Below are 25,248 nucleotides of genomic sequence, written 5' to 3' on the forward strand. Positions count from 1 at the left end.
ACAGTCTCCTCGGGGGGATTTACGAGACGCGTCCGTCTCGCAGTCCAGCCTGTGACCGTGTCACTACGTTCGGACGGGACTCACCGCGCATGACCACCGCGACACCTGCCACGGCGCCACGGGTGCCGGAGCACATCCACCGCCGCCGATGGGCGATCCTCGGCACGATCCTGCTCGCGCTGCTCGTCGTCGTCATCGACAGCACCATCCTCAACGTGGCGCTCAAGACCATCGCCACCCCCGCCCCGGTCGGCATCGGCGCGAGCCAGAGCGACCTCGAGTGGGCCCTCAACTCCTACACGCTGGCCTTCGCCGGCCTGCTCTTCACCTCCGGCCTGCTCGGCGACCGGTTCGGCCGCAAGAAGGCCCTGCTGGTCGGCATGCTGGTGTTCGGCATCGGCTCGCTGCTCTCGGCCTTCGCCGGCAGCCCCGCCGAGCTGATCGCCTACCGCGGCGTGATGGGCGTCGGCGGCGCCTTCGTGATGCCCGCCACGCTGGCCATCATCATGAACGTCTTCGAGCGCTCCGAGCAGCCCAAGGCGATCGGCATCTGGGCCGCCGTGGTCGGCGTGGCCATCGCGGTCGGCCCGATCGCCGGCGGCCTGCTGATCGAGAACTTCTGGTGGGGCTCGGTCTTCCTGGTGAACGTGCCGATCGTGGCCATGGCCCTGGTGCTGATGTTCCTGATCGTGCCGGACTCCCGCGACCCCAAGCCGGGCCGGCTCGACCCGGTCGGCGTGGTGCTGTCGATCATCGGCCTGGTGGCGCTGATCTACGGCATCATCAAGGGCGGCGACCTGGCCTCCGTCACCGCCACCGAGGCCTGGGTGCCGACCCTGATCGGCATCCTCGCGCTGGTCGCCTTCGTGCTGTACGAGCGGCGGATCCGGTACCCGGCGCTGGACATCTCCTGGTTCCGCAACCGGGTCTTCTCCAGCTCGGTCGGCGTGATCGGCCTGACCTTCTTCGCGCTGATGGGCGTCTCCTTCTTCGGCGTCTTCTACACCCAGAGCGTGCGCGGCTACAGCGCGCTGGACGCCGGCCTGCTGATGCTGCCGCTGGCCGTCGCGCAGATGCTGCTCGCGCCGCGGGCCCGGCTGGTGGTGGAGCGGATCGGCGCCCGGGCCACCTGTGCGCTGGGCATGGTGCTGATCGCGCTCGGCTTCCTCGGCTACGTCTTCATCGGCCGGTCCACCCCGATCTGGGTGCTGGAGGTGGTGGCCTTCGTGATGGGCGCCGGCATGGCGCACGTGATGCCGCCGGTGACCGTGGCCATCATGGCCTCGCTGCCCCGGGAGAAGGCCGGCGCCGGCTCGGCCGTCAACAACACCTTCCGCCAGGTCGGCGGCTCGCTCGGGGTGGCCGTGCTGGGCGCGCTGCTCGCCACCGTCTACCGGCACGGCATGAACGGCAAGCTCGACTCGCTGCCGCCCGCGGTGCGGTCCAGGGCCGCCGAGTCGATCGAGTCCACCAACGCGGTGGCGGGCGTCTTCCACCAGCCCCAGCTGATCAAGTTCGCCGACACCGCCTTCCTGAACGCCATGCACGTGGTGGCCGGGACCACCGTCGCGGTGGTGCTGGTGGGCGCGCTGGTCTCCTGGCTCTACCTGCCCGGCCGCACCGCCGGCCCCGGCGCGGTCGCCGGACAGCAGCCCGCGGACGCGGCCGAGCCGGTCGTCGCCGTCATGGAATGACCGGGCGGGGAGAATAGCCGCATGAGGACGGATCACCAGACTCCGCCGCCCGCGCCCGCCGCGGAGCCGACGGACCCGCAGGCCACCGAGACCGCCGAGCCGCAGCAGTGCGCCGCGCTGCCGCGGCGCGGGCGGCCGCGATCGGAGGCGGTGGAGCTGGCGATCCTCCAGGCCGTCGAGAAGCTGATGGCCGACGGCGGCGCCCTGGCCGACCTGACCATCGAGGGCATCGCCCAGGCGGCCGGGGTCGGCAAGGCCACCATCTACCGGCGCTGGCCGAACAAGGACGCGCTGCTGATCGACATGATCGTCCGACTGGACGAGCCGGCCACCCCGCTGCCCGGCACCAGCGTCCGGGACGACCTGATCACGGTGCTCGACCACATGCGCCGGCGCGGCCTGGCCAAGCGCTCCCGCTGGGTGCTCAAGGTGGCGCTGGAGCAGATGCACTCGCTGCCCGCGCTCAAGGACGCCTACTACTCCAACGTCATCGACCCGCGCCGCAGGGCGCTGGTCGAGCTGGTCACCCGCGGCATCGAGAACGGCGAGCTGCGGGCCGACCTGGAGCCGGGCCTGCAGGCCGAACTGCTGGTCGGCGCGATGCTGATGCGCACTGTGATCTACGACGACCGTCCGCTGGACGACCCCGAGCTGCCCGCCACCATCGTGGACAGCCTGCTGGCCGGACTGCGCGGTCCGGGGCGTGACACCTGATCACGGTGGAACCTCCGCCGCACCCCGCGGCGTCTGTCTCCGCATAGGCTGAGCCGAAGATCCCATCATTTCGGGACGAATCCCGGCTCGGCGCGGACGACGACGAAGGGGCCACCGCATGACCCAGGCCGACCAGGCCGACCAGGCGACCGGGCCGGCGGTCGGCGAGCCGCCCGCCCCCGAGGCCGCGGCGGCCGACCGGTCCGGCTGGTCGCGGCGGCGGGACCGGCTGCGGCGCAGCTGGGGGCGGGACGCCCGGGGCGCCGGCTGCTGGCGGCGCGGGCTGGTCACCGCCGCGCTGGCCGGCCTGGTCGCCGCGCTGCTCGCCTGGCACCGCTCGGTGCCGGACCAACTCGGCAACCTCGGCAGCCTGCTGGAGACCTTCCTGCCCTGGCTCGGCCTGGCCGTGCCGGTGCTGCTGGTGCCCGCCCTGCTGCGGCGCTCGGCCACCGCGCTGATCGCGCTGCTGCTGCCCTGCACCGTCTGGCTGCTGCTCTTCGGCGGCCTGCTCACCGACAAGAGCAGCGGCCGGGGCGACTTCACCGTGGTCACCCACAACGTCGCGGCCGACAACACCGACCCGGCCGGCACCGTGCGGCTGCTCAACTCCTCCGGCGCCGAGATCGTCGCGCTGGAGGAGCTGACCCCCGCCGCCCTGCCGGTCTACACCGCGGGCTTGGCCGCCAAGTACCCGTACCACGTGGTGGAGGGCACGGTCGGGCTCTGGTCCGCCTACCCGGTCGGCGACACCCGGGTGGTGGACATCAAGATCGGCTGGACCAGGGCCTTCCGCACCCAGGTCAGCACCCCGAAGGGCCCGCTCGCCGTCTACGTGGCCCACCTGCCCTCGGTCCGGGTGGAGTTCGACGGCGGCTTCACCTCCGGTCGGCGCGACGTCAGCGCACAGGCGCTGGGCGACGCGATCCAGGGCGAGGCGCTCGGCAAGGTGCTGCTGCTCGGCGACCTCAACGGCACCATGAACGACCGGAGCCTGGCCCCGGTCACCTCGCAGCTGCGCTCGGCCCAGGGCTCGGCCGGCTCCGGGTTCGGCTTCAGCTGGCCGGCGCAGTTCCCGATGGCCCGGATCGACCAGATCATGAGCCGGGGCATGAAGCCCACCGACTCCTGGGTGCTGCCGGCCGACGGCAGCGACCACCGGGCGATCGCCGCCGAGTACCGCTACGACCGCTGAGCGGCGCTCAGCCCCGCCGCCAGCCGTTGGTGATCGGCAGGCGGCGGTCCCGGCCGAAGCCCTTGGCGGAGATCTTCGGGCCCGGCGGGTACTGCCGCCGCTTGTACTCGGCGGTGTCCACCAGCCGCACCACCCGGTCCACCACGGCCGCGTCGAAGCCCTTGGCCACGATCGCGTCCCGGCCCAGGTCGTGCTCGATGTAGAGGTCCAGCACGGTGTCCAGCAGGTCGTAGTCGGGCAGCGAGTCGGTGTCCACCTGGCCCGGGCGCAGCTCGGCGCTCGGCGGCTTCACGATGGTGTTCTCCGGGATCGGCGGGGTCTCGCCGCGCAGCTGGGCCTGCTCGTTGCGCCAGCGGGCCAGTCGGAAGATCAGCGTCTTGTAGACGTCCTTGATCGGACCGAAGGCGCCCACCGAGTCGCCGTACAGCGTGGAGTAGCCCACCGCCAGCTCGCTCTTGTTGCCCGGGGCCAGCACGATGTGGCCCTCCTGGTTGGAGATCGCCATCAGCAGCGTGCCGCGCAGCCGGGACTGCAGGTTCTCCTCGGCCAGGCCGCTCAGGCCGAGCGAGCCCATGTAGGCGTCGAACATCGGCGCGATGGAGACGGTGCGGAAGTTCAGGCCGGTGCGGCGGGCCAGCTCGGCGGCGTCGTCCTTGGAGTGGTCGGAGGAGTAGCGGCTCGGCATCGAGACGCAGTGCACGTTCTCCGCGCCGATCGCGTCGCAGGCGATGGCCGCCACCAGGGCCGAGTCGATGCCGCCGGAGAGGCCGATCAGCACCGACCTGAAGCCGTTCTTGCGCACGTACGCCCGGGTGCCGGTGACCAGCGCGGCGTAGATCTCCGCCTCGTCGTCCAGCCGGGGGAACTCCTGGGCCGGGGCCGGCTGCGGCTGGGCGATCGGCGCGCCGCCGAGGTCCACCCGGAGCAGCCGCAGCCCGTCGCTGTAGACCGTGCCGTCCTCGTCGGTGCTGTGCGCGGCCGGCAGCTCCAGGTCCACCGTCAGCAACTGCTCGGCGAACTGCGGGCCGCGGGCCAGCACCTCGCCGCCGGCCGTGACCACCACCGAGTCGCCGTCGAAGACCAGCTCGTCCTGGCCGCCGACCATGTTCAGGTAGGCCAGCGTGCAGCCCGCCTCGGCGGCCCGGCGCTGGACCAGCTCCAGCCGCTGGTCGTCCTTGTTCCGCTCGTACGGCGAGCCGTTGATCACCAGCAGCAGCCCGGCGCCGGCCTGCCCGGCCGCGCGCACCCGGCCGCCGTCCTGCCAGATGTCCTCGCAGATCGCCAGCGCCACGTCCACGCCGTCCACCCGCAGCACCGGCAGCTGGTCGCCCGGCACGAAGTAGCGGTACTCGTCGAAGACCCCGTAGTTGGGCAGGAAGTGCTTGGCGAACCGCAGCACCACCTCGCCCCGGTGCAGCACGGCCGCGCAGTTCTGCGGCGCCCGGGTCTCCGGCTTGCGCCCGAGGTAGCCGACCACCACCGGCACCTCGCCCAGCCCCTCGTCCGCCAGCCGTGCCGCCAGCTCCACCAGCGCCGCCCGCGAGGCCTCCACGAAGGAGCCGCGCAGCGCCAGGTCCTCCACCGGGTAGCCGGTCAGCACCTGCTCCGGGAAGGCCACCAGACGGGCCCCGCCCGCCACCGCCTCCTTCGACCAGCGCACCACCTCGTCGCAGTTGCGCGCGATGTCACCGACACGGGGATCGGTCTGGGCCAGGGCAACACGCAAGTTCGGCATGCGGCCAGTGTAATCGTCGTTCTGACGCTATGGGGGGTGGGGAGGGTGTCGCGCCATCCGCCGGGTGCCCCTGGCTCCCCGGCGGCGCCGGTATCCGCGATGATGGGGGCAGGACGCCCGGAGGGCCGGCGAGCACGCTCGCGACCGGACCCGCTTGCGTAACACGAACGTAAAGAGCAGAGGTGAGACTGTCCCCATGGGCAAGCAGCAGGAGTTCGTGCTTCGTACGCTCGAAGAGCGTGACATCCGGTTCGTCCGGCTGTGGTTCACCGATGTGCTGGGGTTCCTGAAGTCGGTCGCGGTGGCGCCGGCCGAGCTGGAGCAGGCCTTCGAGGAGGGCATCGGCTTCGACGGCTCGGCGATCGAGGGCTTCGCCCGGGTCTACGAGTCCGACATGATCGCCAAGCCGGACCCGACCACCTTCCAGATACTGCCCTGGCGCTCCGAGACCCCCGGCACCGCGCGGATGTTCTGCGACATCCTGATGCCCGACGGCTCGCCCTCCTACGCCGACCCGCGGTTCGTGCTCAAGCGCACCCTGGAGAAGGCCTCGCAGCTGGGCTTCACCTTCTACACCCACCCGGAGATCGAGTTCTTCCTGCTGAAGAACCTCCCGGGCGACGGCAGCGTGCCGGAGCCGGCCGACCAGTCGGGCTACTTCGACCACACCCCGCGCGGCATCGGCCACGACTTCCGCCGACAGGCCATCACCATGCTGGAGTCGATGGGCATCTCGGTCGAGTTCTCGCACCACGAGGGCGCCCCCGGCCAGCAGGAGATCGACCTGCGCTACGCGGACGCGCTCTCCACCGCCGACAACATCATGACCTTCCGCCTGGTCATGAAGGAGGTCGCGCTGGAGCAGGGCGTGCACGCCAGCTTCATGCCGAAGCCGTTCTCCGAGTACCCGGGCTCCGGCATGCACACCCACCTCTCGCTCTTCGAGGGCGACCGCAACGCCTTCCACGAGTCCGGCGCCGAGTTCCAGCTCTCCAAGGTCGGCCGCTCCTTCATCGCCGGCCTGCTGCGGCACGCCGCCGAGACCGCCGCCGTCACCAACCAGTGGGTCAACTCCTACAAGCGCATCTGGGGCGGCTCCCAGCGCACCGCCGGCGCCGGCGGCGAGGCCCCCTCCTACATCTGCTGGGGCCACAACAACCGCTCCGCGCTGATCCGGGTCCCGATGTACAAGCCGGGCAAGCAGGGCTCCACCCGGGTCGAGGTCCGCTCCCTGGACACCGGCTGCAACCCCTACCTCGCCTACGCCGTCACCCTCGCCGCCGGCCTCAAGGGCATCGAGGAGGGCTACGAGCTCCCGCCGGGCGCCGACGACGACGTCTGGGCGCTGTCGGACGCCGAGCGCCGCGCCATGGGCATCCAGCCGATGCCGCAGAACCTGGGCGAGGCGATCGACCTGATGCAGCGGAGCGAGCTGGTCGCCGAGACGCTGGGCGAGCACGTGTACGACTTCTTCCTGCGCAACAAGCACCAGGAGTGGCAGGAGTACCGCTCCGAGGTCACGCCGTTCGAGCTGCGGAAGAACCTGCAGGTGCTGTAGGCGGCACCAGTCGCGCGAGGGTGAGCGGGTCCGGTGAGTCGCCGGGCCCGCTCACCGTTTCGCGGGTCCACAATCGTCCATGGCAACAGCGGACGACGCACGCGGCGAGCACTGGTGGCCGGTGGCCCTGGCGATCGCGGTCGCCGGCACGCTCCACGTGGCACTGCCCGCGCACTACCGGGTCGACCCGGTGTGGGTGGTGCCGGTGGTGCTCGGGGTGCTGCTGGCGGTGCTGGTGATCGGGGACCCGGGGCGGATCGACCGTCAGCGGGCCTGGCTGCGAGTCGTCACCGAGGTGCTGATCGGGTTCATCACGGTGGCGAACGTCTTCGCGGGCGTTCGACTGGTGGTGGACATCCTGACCAACAACAAGGTGTTCGCCAACAACGCCGGCGGGTTGCTGGCGGCGGGCGGCGTGGTCTGGGCGACCAACGTGATCGCCTTCGCCCTCTGGTACTGGGATCTGGACCGCGGTGGCGCGGCGGCCCGTGCGCACCGGCCGTACGCGGATCCGGTGTTCGTCTTCCCCGAGATGCAGCACACGGCGTACGTGCCGCCGGGCTGGGTGCCGACCTTCGCCGACTACCTGTCGCTGGCTTTCTGGACGGCCACCGCGTTCAGCCCGACCGATGTGTCCGCGATCAAGCGGTGGGCGAAGCTGCTGATGATGGTTCAGGCGGCGTCGTGCCTTGTTGTGGCGGCTCTGGTGATCGCCCGGGCGGTCAACATCCTGCAGTGAGCTGACGGCAAGGGATTCCGAGTCCCCCGTCGGGCGGCGGCTACTGGCGAGCTGAGTCGTGGACGAACCGATGGTGGGGGTGTTCTTACTGGTGGGGCCCCGGTTCGTGGGCGGAACGGGTGAATACTGAAGGTTATTTGGCGGACACACGGCGTGCTTATCCGATTAACGCAGGGCTGCTCCTCATGATCTGAGTCACTGTTCGCTCAGTGTCGTGAGGGAGTCTCTGTGAGTATTCGTCAACTGTCGGCTCGCGGGTACGGGTGGGTGAGCCGATGAGAGGGGTACGTCGTTGGATCGTGCCGCTGGTCGCGCTGGGGACGGCCGGGGGCGGGCTGATGTTCGCCGGGCTGCCGGCCAGTGCGGACCCGGGGCACGCGGACCGGCCGGCCGCGGTGAGTCCGCTGGCGGGCGGGATCGACGAGCCGTCGGCGAAGGCGTCGGGGTCCGCGTCCGAGTCGGCCTCCGCCTCCGCCTCGGCCTCCGCCTCCGCCTCCGCGTCCGCCTCCGCGTCGGAGTCGGCGTCGGCATCGGCATCGGAGTCGGCGAAGCCTGAGGTGTCGGGTTCGGAGTCCGCTTCGGCCTCGGCCTCGGCCTCGGCGAAGGCTTCTGAGTCAGCGTCGGCTTCCGCCGCCGCATCCGAGAAGTCGGCGGAGTCGACCTCCGCGTCCGCCTCGGCGAAGGCGTCCGAGTCGGCCCCCGTGGCGGACCCGGGCCAGGACGCCGCCGCGGCGCCCGTGCAGCAGCAGTCGCAGCAACCGCAGCAGGCCCAGCAGCCGCAGCAGTCCCAGCCCGTGCAGCAGTCCCAGCCCGTTCAACAGAACGCCGGCCGGGACGACGAGGACCTCTGCCACCTGAAGATCGTCAAGACCGCCGACCGGGACCACTACCTGCCCGGCGAGAAGGTCACCTACACGATCACCCTCACCAACGACGGCAACCAGCCGATCACCGGCGCCGTCGTCACCGACGACCTGAGCGGCGACCTGCAGGACGGTGTCTACGACAACGACGCCACCGTCGGCACCGGCACCCTGAGCTACGCGCAGCCGATCCTCACCTGGGTCGGCAGCCTGGACCCGGGCAACAGCACCCAGATCGTCTACAGCGTGACCGCCGACAACCCGGACCTCGGCCCCAAGCACCTGCGCGACGCCGTCACCGGCCCGTCGTTCAGCAACTGCCCGACCGGCACCGAGGACGGCTGCCACCTGGACCTCGGCTCCCCGCACTGGGTGGTGAGCAAGAAGGAGGACCGCAGCGACGTCGAGCCGGGTGACACCATCAAGTACACCATCACGGCCACCAACGACGGCACCGTCGACTTCTCCGGCGCCCGCCAGGCGGGCCTGGAGGACGACATGTCGAAGATCGTCGGCGAGTCCGCCTACGACTTCGACGCCACCGCGGACTTCGGCACCCTGAGCTTCAAGGCGCCGTCCTTCGTGGTCTGGCGCGGCGACCTGCTGGCCGGTGCGACGGTGAACATCCACCTGTCGATCACCGCCAAGGGCCTGAAGCCGGGCGACACCGAGCTGGTGAACATCGTCCGGGCGCTCTACCCGCACCACGGCGGCACCGACCTGAGCAACCCGCTGCCGCCGCAGGGCCCGCGCGAGGACCAGTACCTCGCCGAGGCCAACAACCGGCCGCTGGACGTCCCGAAGTCCCGCTCCGGCGGGCGCCGGGACGACGAGGTGGTCGGCGCCAACGGTCAGATCACCGCCTGTGACGTCGACCCGGTGACCGATGCCTGCTTCGTGGACGCCGACGAGCCCAACTTCGTCGTCTCCAAGCAGGTGGACCACCCCACCGCGGAGCCGGGTGACGTGCTCACCTACACGGTGCAGTACGCCAACACCGGCACCGACCAGTTCCCGGCCGGCGAACTCCCCGTGCTGACCGACGACCTGAGCCAGGTGCTGCAGCACGCGACCTTCGTGGCCGGTTCGCTGAACTCCACCATCCCGGACGCCGTCTTCGACGCGGCGGCCAAGACCATCACCTGGACCGGCCAGCTGACCAGCGGTCAGCACGGCCAGTTCACCTACCAGGTGAAGGTCAACAGCCCGTACACCGGCGACCAGTTCCTCGACAACACCATCGTCTCGGCGAAGTCGACGGACTGCCAGGAGGGCTCCACGGACGCGCGCTGCAAGGTCCACGTCCCGGTGCAGCTGCCCAGCGGCAGCCCCACCCCGACGCCGACCCCGACGCCCACGCCCACGCCCACCCCGACCCCGACCCCCACGCCCACGCCCACCCCGACCCCGACCCCCACGCCGACCCCCACCTCCTCGCACCACACCACCCCGCCCCCCGGGCACGAGCACCACGAGCACCACGGTGACCACCCGGGCGGCCACCAGCTGGCCCACACCGGTGCCGACGGCACCGTGCTGATGGCCGGCTCCGCGGCACTGCTGCTCCTCGGCGGCGCCACCGTGCTGCTGCTGAACCGCCGCCGCGCCCGCCGCCACTGAGTGACGGGAGCCTCCAGGGTGTGACCCCACCCTGAGCGCGACAGTCTGGGGCCCGACCACGCCGGTCGGGCCCCACACGCGTGCCCGTTACGGGATGATCGTAGGAAACCGAGGGAGGGCCCATGTCCGCTGCCGGCAACCGGCTCAGCCGTCCGGAGACCCGTCTGGTCCGGCGGGGCTTCACCGATCCCGAGGCGGCCGTCCGCCGGCTCGCCGCCCCCGCCCTCACCGGCCTGGCCGACGACCCGATCCTGCTGGACGCGCTCGGTGCCACCGCCGACCCCGACCTGGCGCTGCTCGGCCTGGCGAGGCTGCTGGAGGCGCTGCCGGAGGCCGACCGGCACGCCCTGCGCGACACCCTGACCACCTCCAAGCCGCTGCGCGACCGCCTGCTCGGCGTGCTCGGCGCCTCCGCCGCGCTCGGCGACCACCTCGCCACCCACCCGCGCGACTGGCACGCCCTGGTCACCTTCGAGCTGCGCGACGTGCACCCCGGCCCCGCCGACTTCCGCGCCGAGCTGGAGCACCGGGTCCGCGAGTCCGCCGCCGAGCCGGCCGATGCGCTGCGCGCCGCCTACCGCCGCTGCCTGCTCACCATCGCCGCCCGCGACCTGAGCGCCACCGCCGACTTCGAGCAGACCGCCGCCGAGCTCGCCGACCTGGCCGGCGCCACCCTGCGCACCGCCCTGGAGATCGCCGCCGAGCAGCTGCCGGAGGCCGCTGACGCCTGCAAGCTGGCCGTGATCGGCATGGGCAAGTGCGGCGGCCGGGAGCTGAACTACGTCTCCGACGTGGACGTGATCTTCGTCGCCGAGGCCCGCGAGGGCGTGGACGAGGGCCGGGCGCTGCAGGCCGCCACCCGGCTGGCCGCCGCGATGATGCGGCTCTGCTCGGACACCACCCGGGAGGGCACCATCTGGCCGGTGGACGCCAACCTGCGCCCGGAGGGCCGCAACGGCCCGCTGGTCCGCACCCTGGCCAGCCACCTCGCCTACTACCAGCGCTGGGCCAAGACCTGGGAGTTCCAGGCACTGCTCAAGGCCCGCCCGGTCGCCGGGGACGCCGAGCTCGGCGAGGCCTACCTGGCGGCGCTCTCGCCGCTGGTCTGGCAGGCGGCGGGCCGGGAGAACTTCGTCGCCGACGTGCAGCAGATGCGCCGCCGGGTGATCGAGGCGATCCCGGCCGGCGAGCTGGACCGGCAGCTCAAGCTCGGGCCGGGCGGCCTGCGCGACGTGGAGTTCTCGGTCCAGCTGCTGCAGCTGGTGCACGGCCGCACCGACCCCGCGCTGCGCAGCGGCAACACCCTGGAGGCGCTGGCCGCGCTCTCGGCCGGCGGCTACGTGGGCCGGGCCGACGCCGCCTCACTGGCCACCGCCTACCGGTTCCTGCGCACCCTGGAGCACCGGATCCAGCTGCACCGGCTGCGCCGCACCCACCTGATGCCGACCGACGGTGCCGACCTGCGCCGGCTGGCCCGCTCGCTCACCCCGATGATCAACGACGACACCCGGGCCGAGCCGGTGGCCGCCCTGCAGCGGGAGTGGAAGCGGCATGCGCTGGAGGTCCGCCGGCTGCACGAGAAGCTCTTCTACCGCCCGCTGCTCAGCGCCGTCGCCGACCTGTCCGGCGGCGAGGCGCTGACCCCCGGCACCTCGGCGATGACCCCGCAGGCCGCCCGGGCCCGGCTGGAGGCGCTGGGCTTCGCCGACCCCTCGGCCGCGCTGCGCCACCTCCAGGCGCTGGCCAGCGGGGTGAGCCGGAAGGCGGCGATCCAGCGCACCCTGCTGCCGGTGCTGCTGGCCCGCTTCAGCGACTCCGCCGACCCGGACTCCGGCCTGCTCGCCTTCCGCCAGGTCTCCGACGCGCTCGGCCGCACCCCCTGGTACCTGCGGCTGCTGCGGGACGAGAGCGAGGCGGCGGAGAACCTGGCCCGGGTGCTCTCGGCCGGGCGGCTCGCCCCGGACCTGCTGCTGCGGGCGCCCGAGGCGGTGGCGATGCTGGGCGACGAGCAGGGACTGGAACCGCGCGGCCGGGCCGCCCTGGAGCAGGAGGTGCGGGCGGCGGTCGGCCGGGCGCCGGGCGCGGCCCAGGCGGTGGCGGCGGCCCGCGCGGTGCGCCGCCGGGAGCTCTTCCGCACCTCGGCCGCCGACCTGCTGGGCCGCTACGGGGACGACCCGGCGCAGGCGCTGGACCGGGCCTCCGGCGCGCTGACCGACCTGAACGCGGCCACCCTGGCCGGGGCGCTGGCCGCCTGCACGGCGGGCTGGGAGCAGCAGCACGGCGAGCCGCTGCCGGCCCGGATCGCGGTGATCGCGATGGGCCGGTTCGGCGGCCGCGAGCTGGGCTACGGCTCGGACGCCGACGTGCTCTTCGTGCACGAGCCGCTGCCGGGCAGCGACCGGGACGCCACCGAGGCGGCCCGCTCGGTCTGCAACGAGCTGCGCACCCTGCTGGCCGCGCCGTCCACCGAGCCGCCGCTGCTGGTCGACGCCGACCTGCGCCCGGAGGGCCGGCAGGGCGCGCTGGTGCGCACCCTGGGCTCCTACCGGGCGTACTACGAGCGCTGGTCGCAGGTCTGGGAGAGCCAGGCGCTGCTGCGGGCCGAGCCGGTGGCGGGCGATCCGGAGCTGGGCGCGCTGTTCACCGAGCTGATCGACCCGCTGCGCTACCCGGCGGCGGGCGTCCCGGAGAAGGACCTGCTGGAGATCCGCCGGATCAAGGCCCGGATCGAGAGCGAGCGGCTGCCGCGCGGCGCCGACCCGACCACCCACACCAAGATCGGCCGCGGCGGCCTGGCGGACGTGGAGTGGACGGTGCAGCTGCTCCAGCTGCGGCACGGCCACGAGCTGCCGGGTCTGCGCACCACCCGGACCAGGCCGGCCCTGCTGGCCGCTGCCGACGCCGGGCTGCTGCCGCCGGCCGACGCCCGGGTGCTGGACGAGGCCTGGGTGCTGGCCTCCCGGGTGCGCTCGGCGGTGATGCTGGTGCGCGGGCGGCCGGGGGACAGCTTCCCGGGCGAACCGCGCGAGCTCGCGGGTGTGGCCCGCTACCTGGGATACGGCGCGGGCCACACGGGGGAGCTGGTGGAGGAGTACCGGCGGACCACCCGGCGGGCCCGGGCGGTGGTGGAGCGGGTCTTCTACGGGTGAGGCCCGCTACGGGCGGGGCCTCAGCGCTCGAGCCGCGCGCCGACCGGGGTCGGCCGCTGCTCGGGCACCGCGGCCTCGCTCCGCCAGGAAGCGGGGATCTGCGGGAACTGGTAGGCCCAGCGGTGGTAGACCAGCCGGGCCACCAGGAACCCGATGCCCAGGCAGAGCGCCCCGCCGACCGCGTCCATCCAGAAGTGGTTGGCGGTGGCGATGATCACCAGCAGGGTGGCGGCCGGGTAGACCAGCCCGAGCGCCCGCACCCAGGCCCGTTCGGCCAGGAAGAAGACGGTCAGGCCGCACCAGAGCGACCAGCCGATGTGCATCGAGGGCATCGCCGCGTACTGGTTGGTCACGCTGGTCGCCGCGCCGGAGGCCAGCGAGCCCCAGGTGTGGTGGGTCAGCACGGTGTCCACGAAGCCGCCGCCCGTCATCAGCCGGGGCGGGGCGAGCGGGAAGAAGTAGAAGCCGACCAGGGCGATCAGCGTGGTGACGGCGAGCACCAGCCGGCCCGCCGCGTACCGGCCGGGGTGGCTGCGATAGAGCCAGACCAGTACCACCACGGTGACGATGAAGTGCAGCGTGGCGTAGTAGTAGTTCATCCCGGTGATCAGCCAGCCCACCTTGTCGAGGGCGTGGTTGATCGAGTGCTCCGCGTTGACGCCGAGGGCCCGCTCGGTGTGCCAGACCCAGGTGGCGTGCTGCTGCGCGAGCGCGTCCTGTTGCGGCACGGCGTTGCGCACGATGTTGTACAGCCAGTAGCTGACACCGATCAGCACGAGCTCGAACCAGAGCCGGGGCCGCTTCGGGCCGCGGCGGGCCTGTGCGATCCGCCGCCGGAGCGAGCCGGGCGAGCTGACCGCGGTGCTGCCGCCTGCGGTTCCGTCCACCGCCCGGGCGGGTGCCGCCTCGGGCGCGGGAACGGAATCGCCACGGGTACGGGCGGCCTCTTCGCCGCCCTGCGCGTGAGTGGTCGATTCCCCCATGGGGGAAGAGTCTGCCAGACGTTCCGTGGCCGTCCGATCATCCTCTGGTCGTGGATTCGTCACCGGCTGTCCTCCCGCGGTACTAGGTGACGTCCCCCTCGGGTGAGGGGAGCGTCGGCGCGGTACGCGCGATCACGACGCGTCGGAGGAGCACACATGCGTTCCATTGTTACGCGGTCGCAATGGGCGGGGCGAGGTGGGGGTCTCCCGGGTCCCTTAGGGGACAAGGCCCTTGGGGCTGGCGGGCCGTTCGCTGAATGTTATTTCAGCATCTTGCTGAAAGGTATTTCAGCCACTAGCGTCCTCGCCACTCGGATCCACCCCACCGACGAGATCCCGGCAAGGGAGCCGCTGTGCCCGCAGTCCCGCCCTGGAGGACCACCACTCGAACGAGACCGAGCCGGACGGGGGTGCTGCTGGCCGTGGCGCTCACGGCGGCCGCCCTGGGCACGGTCTCGCCGCCGCTCTCGATGGCCGCCGCGCCGCCGGCGCCGCCCTCCGACCGCGCCGTCGCGGACCAGGCCGACCGCCACGACCTGACCCGCGAGCAGTACTACTTCGTGCTCCCCGACCGGTTCGCCGACGGCGACACCGGCAACGACACCGGGGGTATCACCGGAACCCGGATGGACAGCGGGTTCGACCCCACGGACAAGGGCTTCTACCACGGCGGCGACCTGGCCGGCGTGATCGACAAGCTCGACTACATCAAGGGCCTCGGCACCACCGCCATCTGGATGGCGCCGATCTTCAAGAACAGGCCGGTGCAGGGCACCGGCGACTCGGCCTCGGCCGGGTACCACGGCTACTGGATCACCGACTTCACCCAGGTCGACCCGCACTTCGGCACCAACGACCAGCTCAAGGAGCTGATCGCCAAGGCGCACCAGCGCGGGATCAAGGTCTTCTTCGACGTCATCACCAACCACACCGCGGACGTCATCTCCTACGCGGAGGGCGGCAGCGCCTACCGCTCCACCGGCGCCTACCCGGTGCTGGACAAGAACGGCGCCCCGGTGGACACCACCGCGGCCGCCGACGCCAACGCGGCGAACCACACGGCGAGCTACCCCGACCTGACGCCGAACTCCTTCCCGTACACCCCCGTGGTGACCCAGCCGGGCGCGAAGAAGCCGGACTGGCTGAACGACCCGACGCTCTACCACAACCGCGGCGACTCCACCTTCGCCGGCGAGTCCGGCACCGAGGGCGACTTCTCCGGCCTGGACGACCTGGACACCCAGGACCCCCGGGTGGTCCGCGGCTTCGAGCAGGTCTACCAGGACTGGGTGCGCACCACCGGCGTGGACGGCTTCCGGATCGACACCGTGAAGAACGTCGACATGGCCTTCTGGCAGCAGTGGGCCCCGGCGCTCAAGCAGTTCGCCGCCAAGCAGGGCAACAAGAACTTCTTCATGTTCGGCGAGGTCTACTCGGCCGACCCGAGCGTCACCTCGCCGTACGTGACCAAGGGCAAGCTGCAGGCCACCCTGGACTTCCCGTTCCAGGACGCGGCCCGCCGCTACGCCTCGCAGGGCGCCTCCGCCCAGGCGCTCTCCGCGCTGTACGCGCAGGACTACCGCTACACCTCGGCCGACAGCAACGCCTACGAGCTGCCGACCTTCACCGGCAACCACGACATGGGCCGGATCGGCTCCTTCCTGGCGGCCGACAACCCCGGCGCCGACCAGGCCACCCTGCTGGCCAAGGACCAACTGGCCGACCAGCTGCAGTTCCTGACCCGTGGTCAGCCCGTGGTCTACTACGGCGACGAGCAGGGCTTCACCGGCCCGGGCGGGGACAAGGACGCCCGGCAGGACATGTTCGCCACCCGGACCGCCTCCTACGCGGCCGACCCGGTGATCGGCGGCAGCTCCGGCGCGGTGGACCACTACGGCACCGACGGGCCGCTCTACACGTCGATCTCCGCCCTCGCCCAGCTGCGTGCCGCCAACCCGGCGCTGGCCGACGGCGCCCAGATCGAGCGCTACGCGGCCAACGGGCCCGGGGTGTACGCGTTCTCCCGGATCGACCGGCAGCAGCAGGTCGAGTACGTGGTCGCGGTGAACAACGCGACCACCGCGCAGACCGTCCAACTGCCCACCTACTCGGCGCAGCTGGGCTTCGACCGGATCTACCCGAGCGGTGGCGGCCACCAGGTCACCGGCGCCGACCGGACGTTGACCGTCACCGTGCCGCCGCTCTCCTCGGTGGTCTACCGGGCGGCCGGCAAGCTTGCCGCCTCGGCCGCCGCCCCCGGGCTGGCCCTGACCCCGCCGGCTGACGGATCGACCGGCCAGGTCACCCTCAACGCCCAGGTGGACGGCGGCGGTTACCACCGGGTCGGGTACGCCGCGCAGATCGGCAACGGCCCCTGGCGGCTGCTCGGCACCTCGGACACCGGCCTGGACAAGGTGACCCAGGACCTGACCGGCACCGCCCCGGGCACCGTGGTCCGCTACAAGGCCGTGGTGCAGGACGACGCGGGCCACCTGCGCTCCGCCACCGCGAGCTTCACCACCGGCACCCCGGCCCCGGCCCCGGTGCCGACCGCGAGTTCGCGCCAGTACGCCGTGGTGCACTACCAGCGCCCGGGCGGCGACTACGACGGCTGGAACCTCTACGCCTGGGGCGACCTGGCCGACGGCGAGGCCACCAACTGGCCGGCCGGCCACCCCTTCATCGGCCGCGACGGCTACGGCGCCTTCGCCTACGTGAAGCTGAACCCGGGCGCTTCCGACGTCGGCTTCGTCGTGGAGAACAACGGCACCAAGGACGGGGCTGCCGACCGCCACATCGACGTCGGCAGCACCGGCGAGGTCTGGGTCAAGCAGGGCGACCCGGCCGTCTACACCAGCGACCCGGGGCCGACCTCCACCCCGCCGGCCGGCACGGCCGTGATCCACTACCACCGCGCCGACGGCAACTACACCGGCTGGGGCCTGCACGACTGGACCGGCGCCGCCACCCCGACCGACTGGTCGCACCCGCTGCCGCCGGCCCGCCAGGACGCCTTCGGCGACGTCTTCGAGGTGCCGCTGGCCGCCGGCGCCACCAGCCTCAGCTACATCCTGCACAACGGCGACAGCAAGGACCTGCCCGACGACCAGTCGCTGAGCCTCAGCAGCTACGGCAACGAGGTCTGGGTGGTCGGCGGCCAGGAGGGCTACCTGCTGCCGCAGATCACGGCCAGCAGCGCCCAGTTGGACCTCTCCACGGCCAAGGCCCAGTGGCTGGACGCGACCACCGTCGCCGTCCCGGCCGGCTACGGCGCGGGCGACGCCGCGCTGCAGGGCGGCACCAGCGCCCAGCTGGTCTACGACCCGGCCGGCGGCATCACCGTGGACAAGGGCGTGCTGAGCAAGCAGGGCTACTGGCTGCGGCTCACCCCGGTGACGGGCGGCCTGACCGCCGCGCAGAAGCAGAAGTACCCCAACCTGGCGGGCTACCGGGCCTTCACCGTGGACCCGCGCGACACCGCCCGGGTGCCGCTGGCCCTGCGCTCCCAGCTCGCCTTCACCGAACACCTGCCCAACGGCGCGGTGCTGGCCGCCACCGGCGTCCAACTGCCGGGCGTGCTGGACGCGCTGTACGGCGCCAAGGCCGCCGCCGCCAAGCTCGGCCCGGTCTACCGGGACGACAAGGTGACCCTCGCGCTCTGGGCGCCGACCGCCGCCGACGTCTCCGTGCAGCTCTACGACGGGCCGACCGGCGGCACGCCGAAGACCGTGCCGATGAAGCGCGAGGACGCCACCGGCGTCTGGTCGCTCAGCGGCGACCAGCACGACCTGAACGGTAAGTACTACACGTACCAGGTCCGGGTCTGGGCGCCGAGCGTCCAGCAGCTGGTGGTCAACCAGGTGACCGACCCGTACTCGGTCGCCCTCTCGCCGGACTCCCAGCGCAGCCTGGTGGCCGACCTGACGGACCGGGCGGCCAAGCCGGCCGGCTGGGACGCGAGCCGCGCTCCGGCGCCGGTGCCGGCCGCCGAGCAGCAGATCCAGGAGCTGCACGTGCGGGACTTCTCGTCCGCCGACAGCACCGTGCCCGCCGCCGAGCGCGGCACCTACCTGGCCTTCACCGAGTCGCAGTCGGCCGGCATGCAGCACCTGAAGCAGCTGGCCCAGGCCGGGGTGACCACCATCCACCTGCTGCCGACCTTCGACATCGCCTCGATCCCGCCGGCCGCCGACCAGAAGCTGCCGCCCTGCGACCTGGCCTCGCTGCCCAAGGACGGCTCCGAGCAGCAGGAGTGCATCGCCACCGTCGCCGGCCAGGACGCCTACAACTGGGGCTACGACCCGCTGCACTACACCGTGCCCGAGGGCGCCTACGCCACCGACCCGACCGGGGTGCAGCGCACCGTGCAGTTCCGGCAGATGGTGCAGGCGATCCACCAGGCCGGCCTGCGGGTGGTGCTGGACGTGGTCTACAACCACACCGCCGCCGGCGGCCAGGACCCGAAGTCGGTGCTGGACCGGATCGTGCCCGGCTACTACCAGCGGCTCAGCGACACCGGCGCCGTCACCACCGACAGCTGCTGCGCCGACACCGCGCCCGAGCACACCATGATGAACAAGCTGGTGGTGGACTCCGTCACCACCTGGGCCACCCAGTACAAGGTGGACGGCTTCCGGTTCGACCTGATGGGACTGGACCCCAAGTCGACCATGCTGGACGTGCAGGCCGCGCTGAAGAAGCTCACCCCGCAGCACGACGGCGTGGACGGCTCGGCCGAGTTCCTGTACGGCGAGGGCTGGAACTTCGGGGTGGTCGCCAATGACGCCCGGTTCGTCCAGGCCACCCAGCAGAACATGGCCGGCACCGGCATCGCCACCTTCAACGACCGGGTGCGCGACGCCGGCCGCGGCGGCAACTTCATGCTCTCCTCGGCCCCGCAGCAGGGCTTCGCCTCGGGGCTCTACACCGACCCCAACGGCAACGCCGCCAACGGCACCGCGGACCAGCAGAAGGCCAACCTGCTGCACCAGATGGACCAGATCAAGGTCGGTCTGACCGGCAACCTGGCCGGCTACTCCTTCACCGACAGCTCCGGCAGGACCGTCACCGGCTCCCAGGTGGACTACGGCGGCTCGCCCACCGGCTACGCCGCCAACCCCGGCGAGGCGATCGAGTACCTGGACGCGCACGACAACACCGACCTGTTCGACGCGCTCGCCTTCAAGCTCCCGACCACCACCAGCCCCGCCGACCGGGCCCGGATGCAGGCCCTCGGGCTCTCGCTCACCGCGCTCACCGAGGGACCGGGCTTCGCGGTGGCCGGCAGCGACCAGCTCCGCTCCAAGTCGCTGGACAGCAACTCCTTCAACTCCGGCGACTGGTTCAACGCCGTCCACTGGCAGTGCGCCGACGGCAACGGCTGGGACCACGGCCTGCCGCCGGCCGCCGACAACCAGTCGATGTGGCCGACCGACCAGACGCTGCTGGACAACCCGTCGCTCACCATGGGCTGCGCGCAGATCCAGGCCACCGCCGAGCAGTACCGGCAGTTCCTGGCCGTCAAGCAGTCCTCGCCGCTGCTCTCGCTGGCCACCGCCGCCGAGGTGCAGCGCCGGCTGAGCTACCCGCTCTCCGGCACGGCCGGCGAGCAGCCGGGCGTGATCACCATGCACCTGGACGGCACCGGCCTGCCCGGCGCCGAGCGCGGCCTGACCGTGGTCTTCAACGCCACCCCGGCCGCCCAGACCCAGCAGGTGGACAGCCTGCGCGGCAGCAGCCAGCAGCTGCACCCCGCCCAGGCCTCGGGCAGCGACCCGGTGGTCAAGCAGTCCGCCTTCGACCCGGCCACCGGCACCTTCACGGTCCCGGCCCGGACCGTGGCGGTCTTCGTCCAGCACTGACCGGCGCACACGGGAAGGGCGTACCCACGCCCTTCCCGTGTTGTGCCGTGCGGACGGCCTACCATCCGCAGCATGAAGCTGATCACCGCCATCCTGAAGCCGTTCAAGCTGGACGACGTCAAGACCGCGCTCCAGGAGCTCGGCGTCCACGGCCTCACCGTCTCCGAGGCCAGCGGCTACGGCCGCCAGCACGGCCACACCGAGATCTACCGCGGCGCCGAGTACCGCGTCGACCTGGTCCCCAAGGTCCGCCTGGAGACGGTGGTCGCCGACGACGACGCCGAACGCGTGATCGAGGCCATCGTCCGGGCCGCCCGCACCGGCAAGATCGGCGACGGCAAGGTCTGGGCCGTGCCGCTCGACACCATGGTCCGCGTCCGCACCGGCGAACGCGGACCCGACGCGATCTGACGGACCGTCAGGAGTGCGTCAGCCTCGGCCGATGTACGGCATCGCCGTCGCCAGCACCGTGGCGAACTGCACGTTGGCCTCCAGCGGGAGCTCGGCCATGTGGCGCACGGTGCGGGCCACGTCGGCGACGTCCATGGTCGGCTCGGGGGCGATCCGGCCGTCGGCCTGCGGGACGCCCGCGGTCATGGCGGCGGTCATGTCGGTGGCCGCGTTGCCGATGTCGATCTGGCCGCAGGCGATCGCGTAGGGGCGCCCGTCCAGCGAGAGCGACTTGGTCAGGCCGGTGACGGCGTGCTTGGTGGCGGTGTAGGCGACGGAGTGCGGGCGGGGGGCGTGGGCGGAGACCGAGCCGTTGTTGATGATCCGTCCGCCCTGCGGGGACTGGCCCTTCATCTGCCGGAACGCGCCCTGGGCGCAGAGGAAGGCGCCGGTCAGGTTGAGGTCGACCACGGTGCGCCAGTCCTGGTAGGAGAGCTCGGCGAGCGGCACGGGCGCGCCGAAGGTGCCGGCGTTGTTGAAGAGCAGGTCGAGCCGGCCGAAGCGCTCGGCGACCTCGGCGAAGAGGGCGTCCACGGCGGCCGGGTCGGTCACGTCGGTGGGGATCACGGCGGCCCGGGTGCCGGAGAGCGCCGCCGTCTCGTGCAGCGGCTCGGCCCGGCGGCCGGCCAGCGCGAGCCGCCAGCCGGAGCGGGCGAGTTCGAGGGCGACCGCGCGGCCCACGCCGGTGCCGGCTCCGGTGACGAGGGCGATCTGCTGTGACATGCGGGGCTCCCTGCGGCTGGTGATGGAAACGATGATCGTCGGGCGGACGTGCCCCTGTCATTGGTAGGAGAGCACGGAACGGGGGCTTGTCAGGGGCGTCCGGCATGGTTAGGTTCACTAATTAAGTTTCTGAAAATTAGTCGGTGTACCCGAGCGATAGAGTGCCGGAGAGGAGGCGACCACCGTGACGATTCGCAGCGAGCAGCAGCCCCAGGGCCTGATCACTCCCGGCCAGCGCGCCGAGTACATGCGGCAGGGCAACGCCTCCGCGGTGCTGCGCGCCGTGCTGGCCTACGGGCCCGTCTCGCGGGCCGAGATCGCCCGGCACACCGGCCTCTCCGCGCCCAGCGTCACCAAGCTCACCAGCAGCCTGATCGAGGCCGGACTGCTCGGCGAACTCGCCCCCGTCGAGCCCACCCAGGGCCGCCCCCGGGTGCCGCTGCGGGTGGACCCGGAGCGCACCGTCGCGCTCGGCGTGCACATCGGCCTGCTGCGCACCACCTTCGGCCTGGTCGGCCTGGACGGGCGGATCCTGGCCGAGCGCGAGGTGGCGCACCCCGCCGACCCGGCGCTGCTCACCCCGAGCCGGATCGCCGACCAGGCCGCCGGGGCGGTCGCCCGGTTCCTCGACGAGCGGCTCGGCGACCGCCGCCTGGTGGGGACCGGCGTCAGCATCGGCGGCTGGGTGGACGGCGCCCGCGGCCTGGTGGTCGAGCACGGTCCGCTCGGCTGGCGCAACGTGCCGCTGCTCGCCGAACTCGCCGACCGGCTGCCCGGCCCGCTGGTGCTGGAGCAGACGGTGCGCGCCATCGCCCGCGCCGAGCTCTGGTTCGGCGCCGGCCGCGAGGTGGACGACTTCGCCCTGGTCTTCATCGGCAACGTGCTCGGCGCCGCCATCGTGGTCGACCGCACCGTGCACCGCGGCCCCGGCGCCGCCGCCGGCGCGATCGAGCACCTGCTCGCCACCGACGACCCCGAGGTCCGATGTCCGGTCTGCGGCGTCGGCTGCCTGGGTGCCTCGGCCGGCGACATCGCGCTGGTCGCCGACGCCCACGCGGCCGGCCTGCTCGACCCGGACGCCCCGCAGGGGCCCGGCGGCTCGCTCGACCTGGAGCGCCTGGTCGCCACCGCCCGCCCGGCCGGCTCCGGCAGCGGCGACGAGCGGGCCCAGGAGCTGCTGCGCCGCCGGGCCCGCCGGGCCGGCCGGGCCATCGCCACCCTGGTCGACCTGCTCAACCCGAGCCGGGTGGTGCTGGCCGGCGGCATCCTGGTGGCCGAGGAGTACCTGGACGACCTGCGCGCCGAGGTCGCCGCCCGCAGCCACCGCGGCGCCGCGGTGGCCGACGACATCGTGCCCGCCGTGTTCGGCGCCCGGACCCTGGTGCGGTCCTCGGCGGTGCCGGTGCTGGAGCGGGTCATCACCGAACCGTTCACCTCCCTGGGGCTGCTGTGACCACTGCCGTCGCACCGAACACCACCCTCACCCAGCACGCCGAGCTGTACCGCAGCGCGGTCGGCGGGCGCACCGAATGGCTGCTGCTCAAGCTCACCGACGCGGACGGGGTGACCGGCTGGGGCGAGTGCTCGGACGCCGGCCCGCTGCCCGCCGTGCTGCGCGCCCTGGACAACGGCGACGCGGACCCCTTCACCTGCCGCACCGTGCGCGGCGCGATCCGCCAGGCGCAGGCCGACCAGGCCGCCCGGCGGGCCGGGCAGCCGCTCTGGCAGTGGCTCGGCGGCCGGGAGCTGCCCGGCCCGGTGCCGCTCACCGCGCTGCTCGACCGCGCCGCCCGCGCCGGCGCCGACCACCGCGCCCCGGCCACCGCTGCCCGGGCCGCGGCGCAGGCCGTCGAGGCGGGCTTCCGCAGCCTGCGCTTCGCCCCGTTCGACAGCGCCGGCGGGGACCGGCTGGCGCACCTCGGGCTGGCCCGGGTGGCCGCGGTGCAGGCCGCCGCCGCGGGGGCGGCCGAGCTGCTGGTGGACTGCCACCGGCGGCTGCCGCTGCGGGAACTGACGGGGCTTCTGGAGCCGTTCGCCCGGCTCGGGGTGGCGCGGCTGGAGGACGGTGTCCGCGCCGACCGCCCCGCCGAGCTGGCCGAGCTGCGCCGCCGCACCGCGATCCCGCTGGCGGTGCGCCGCTTCACCGCCCGCCCGGGCGAACTCGCCGCGGCCGCCGGGCTGCTCGACCTGGTGCTGACCGACGTCAAGCACGCGGGCGGACCGGCCGCGGTGCTGGAGCTGGCGGCGGGTGCCGCCGGTCCCGTGCCGCGGGTGGCGCTGCGCAACCCGGCCGGGCCGGTGGCCACGCTGCACAGCGCGCACCTGGCGGCCGTGCTGCCCGGCGCCGAGCCGCTGGAGTACGCCTTCGGCGAGGTGCCCTGGCGGGCCTCGCTGCTGCGCGCGGGGGAGCGGGTGGCGGACGGGCGGCTGGCGATCCCGGCCGGCCCCGGGCTGGGCGACGAGCCCGACCCGCGCCACCCGTCGCTGGTCCCGGTCTGGCGCGGGCTGCTGGCGGACCCCTGTTGCGCGGGATCCTGAGTACAGGGGCCTGAGCGCAGGGGCCTGAGCACATGGGCCTGACTACTCGTCAGTAGTACCCGTCGCTCGGCGGGGTCGGACGGCCGGCGACCCCCGCCGACCGGCTGGACTTCCGGGCGGCGCTCCGATTTTGCCAAAGCAGTACCAAAGATTTGGTGGCAGGACGCTCGGTTGCAACCATGGCGGGTCGCGGCCACGTCATAGGATCAGCAGCACCGCGCGCCGCCACCACCCGGCCCGGCGCGGCCCGGCCCGATCGGGTCGGGTGCCACCCACCAGTCGGAAGTCCGCCCACCGTGCAGCCGCGCCCCGTCCGTCCCCGCCGCCTCCTGCTCTCCGCCACCGCCGCCGTGGCGGTCGCCGCCACCCTGACGGCCTGCGGCAGTTCGGGCGGCGGCGGCAAGAAGTCCGCGGCCGACGCCGCGCCGGGCGGATCGGCTTCCGCCACCGCCCCGTCCAGCGCCGCCGCCCCGAGCAGTGCCGCGCCCAGCGCCGCGCCGAGCGCCGCGAGCGGGAAGGTGCAGCTGCCGACCGGCCCGGCCGCCCAGCTGACCAAGGCCCGGGACACCGCCGCCGGCCCGATCATGATGACCACCCTGAACGGTCCCAAGTCGGGCGTCTCGGCGAAGGTCTGGATCTGGCTGCCGCCGGAGTACAACGACCCCAAGTACGCCAACTACGGCTTCCCGGTGCTCACCCTCTACGCGGGCGGCCAGAGCAACGGCTACAACACCTGGACCGACGACCAGCTGCCGATCCAGGTCGCCGACGAGGACCTGGTCAAGCAGGGCAAGGCGCACCCGTTCATCATGGTGATGCCGGTGCAGAACCTGGTCTCCAACGAGAGCCAGAGCCTGGACTGCAGCGACATCCCCGGCCAGCCCAAGATGGACACCTGGATGTCCCAGGACGTGCCGGACTTCGTCCGCGCCAACTTCCGCACCCTGAAGAGCCGGGACGGCTGGGGCCTGATGGGCGCCTCCACGGGCGCCTTCTGCAGCGCCAAGATGGCCCTGGAGCACCCGGAGCAGTACAAGGCCGCCGTGCCGATCGACGGCTACTTCAACCCGGACTCCTCCTTCTGGAAGGGCCACGAGACCGAGCGGCTGGCCAACAGCCCCGACGTGCTGGTCGCCCAGGGCAAGGCGGACGTGCGGATGCTGGCGACGGCGGGCGGCGCCACCCCGGACGAGGTCAAGCTGGTGAAGGCCTGGGTCGCCAAGGCGGCCGGACCCACCAAGATCGACTACTACGAGCAGCCGGGTGGCAAGCACCTCACCTCGCACTTCAAGAAGATGATCCCCGACACCCTGCAGTGGCTGACCCAGAACATGGCGGGCCCGAGCGCCTAGGCTTGCGCGACTCGCTCCCGGGCGGTGCTGACGAACTGTCAGCACCGCCCTTCTCGTCTCCGCAGGGCCTCTGACCT

General features: G+C 72.7%; 15 protein-coding genes. 12 read left to right on the plus strand and 3 right to left on the minus strand.

The window, feature by feature from the left end; translation table 11 throughout:
- Positions 1-89: 89 nt before the first annotated feature.
- From ACFYNO_RS34105 to ACFYNO_RS34115, 3 genes are all read left to right on the plus strand, one after another.
- Entirely contained in the window at positions 90-1,694 is a 1,605-nt protein-coding gene (locus tag ACFYNO_RS34105) for an MFS transporter (RefSeq protein ID WP_388021405.1), read from the plus strand.
- A gap of 21 nt (positions 1,695-1,715) precedes the next feature.
- Positions 1,716-2,408, plus strand: coding sequence for a TetR/AcrR family transcriptional regulator (locus ACFYNO_RS34110; RefSeq protein ID WP_388021406.1), 693 nt, complete (start codon positions 1,716-1,718; stop codon positions 2,406-2,408).
- A 118-nt stretch (positions 2,409-2,526) separates the two neighbouring features.
- On the plus strand, positions 2,527-3,600 hold the full coding sequence (locus ACFYNO_RS34115) for an endonuclease/exonuclease/phosphatase family protein (RefSeq protein WP_388021407.1): 1,074 nt from the start codon (positions 2,527-2,529) through the stop codon (positions 3,598-3,600).
- A 7-nt stretch (positions 3,601-3,607) separates the two neighbouring features.
- Here the strand turns inward: ACFYNO_RS34115 and ACFYNO_RS34120 are convergent, their stop codons facing one another.
- Positions 3,608-5,335, minus strand: a complete 1,728-nt coding sequence (locus ACFYNO_RS34120; RefSeq protein ID WP_388021408.1) for an NAD+ synthase — start codon at positions 5,333-5,335, stop codon at positions 3,608-3,610.
- Between the two features lie 196 nt (positions 5,336-5,531).
- Between ACFYNO_RS34120 and ACFYNO_RS34125 the strand changes: the two genes are divergently transcribed.
- From ACFYNO_RS34125 to ACFYNO_RS34140, 4 genes are all read left to right on the plus strand, one after another.
- Positions 5,532-6,893, plus strand: a complete 1,362-nt coding sequence (locus ACFYNO_RS34125) for a glutamine synthetase family protein (protein ID WP_388021409.1) — start codon at positions 5,532-5,534, stop codon at positions 6,891-6,893.
- A gap of 79 nt (positions 6,894-6,972) precedes the next feature.
- Entirely contained in the window at positions 6,973-7,632 is a 660-nt protein-coding gene (locus tag ACFYNO_RS34130; RefSeq protein WP_388021410.1) for a hypothetical protein, read from the plus strand.
- Positions 7,633-8,333: 701 nt separating this feature from the next.
- Complete coding sequence (locus ACFYNO_RS34135; protein WP_388021411.1) at positions 8,334-10,115, plus strand: LPXTG cell wall anchor domain-containing protein; 1,782 nt, start codon at positions 8,334-8,336, stop codon at positions 10,113-10,115.
- A 122-nt stretch (positions 10,116-10,237) separates the two neighbouring features.
- Positions 10,238-13,264, plus strand: a complete 3,027-nt coding sequence (locus ACFYNO_RS34140; RefSeq protein ID WP_388021412.1) for a bifunctional [glutamine synthetase] adenylyltransferase/[glutamine synthetase]-adenylyl-L-tyrosine phosphorylase — start codon at positions 10,238-10,240, stop codon at positions 13,262-13,264.
- Between the two features lie 20 nt (positions 13,265-13,284).
- Here ACFYNO_RS34140 and ACFYNO_RS34145 read toward each other — a convergent pair whose 3' ends face one another.
- Positions 13,285-14,247, minus strand: a complete 963-nt coding sequence (locus ACFYNO_RS34145; RefSeq protein WP_388021413.1) for a phosphatase PAP2 family protein — start codon at positions 14,245-14,247, stop codon at positions 13,285-13,287.
- A 410-nt stretch (positions 14,248-14,657) separates the two neighbouring features.
- Here ACFYNO_RS34145 and pulA point away from each other — a divergent pair, with 410 nt between their 5' ends.
- A complete protein-coding gene (pulA, locus tag ACFYNO_RS34150) occupies positions 14,658-20,108 on the plus strand; it encodes a pullulanase-type alpha-1,6-glucosidase (protein WP_388021414.1) in 5,451 nt (1,816 codons plus the stop codon).
- 72 nt (positions 20,109-20,180) lie between these two features.
- Positions 20,181-20,519, plus strand: coding sequence for a P-II family nitrogen regulator (locus tag ACFYNO_RS34155; RefSeq protein ID WP_388021415.1), 339 nt, complete (start codon positions 20,181-20,183; stop codon positions 20,517-20,519).
- An 18-nt stretch (positions 20,520-20,537) separates the two neighbouring features.
- Here the strand turns inward: ACFYNO_RS34155 and ACFYNO_RS34160 are convergent, their stop codons facing one another.
- The gene (locus ACFYNO_RS34160) at positions 20,538-21,281 is read right to left on the minus strand and encodes an SDR family oxidoreductase (protein WP_388021416.1); all 744 of its coding nucleotides are present in this window, start codon (positions 21,279-21,281) and stop codon (positions 20,538-20,540) included.
- A gap of 184 nt (positions 21,282-21,465) precedes the next feature.
- Between ACFYNO_RS34160 and ACFYNO_RS34165 the strand changes: the two genes are divergently transcribed.
- The 3 genes from ACFYNO_RS34165 (at position 21,466) to ACFYNO_RS34175 (ending at position 25,171) form a co-directional block, all read left to right on the plus strand.
- On the plus strand, positions 21,466-22,734 hold the full coding sequence (locus ACFYNO_RS34165) for an ROK family protein (RefSeq protein WP_388021417.1): 1,269 nt from the start codon (positions 21,466-21,468) through the stop codon (positions 22,732-22,734).
- Positions 22,731-23,819, plus strand: a complete 1,089-nt coding sequence (locus ACFYNO_RS34170; RefSeq protein WP_388021418.1) for an enolase C-terminal domain-like protein — start codon at positions 22,731-22,733, stop codon at positions 23,817-23,819. The genes ACFYNO_RS34165 and ACFYNO_RS34170 overlap by 4 nt, the downstream gene beginning before the upstream one ends.
- A gap of 296 nt (positions 23,820-24,115) precedes the next feature.
- Positions 24,116-25,171: an alpha/beta hydrolase gene (locus ACFYNO_RS34175; protein ID WP_388021419.1), complete on the plus strand. Its 1,056-nt coding sequence runs from the start codon at positions 24,116-24,118 to the stop codon at positions 25,169-25,171.
- The last annotated feature ends 77 nt before the right edge of the window (positions 25,172-25,248 follow it).

Source organism: Kitasatospora sp. NPDC006697, from assembly GCF_042869935.1.
Taxonomy (GTDB): Bacteria; Actinomycetota; Actinomycetes; order Streptomycetales; family Streptomycetaceae; genus Kitasatospora.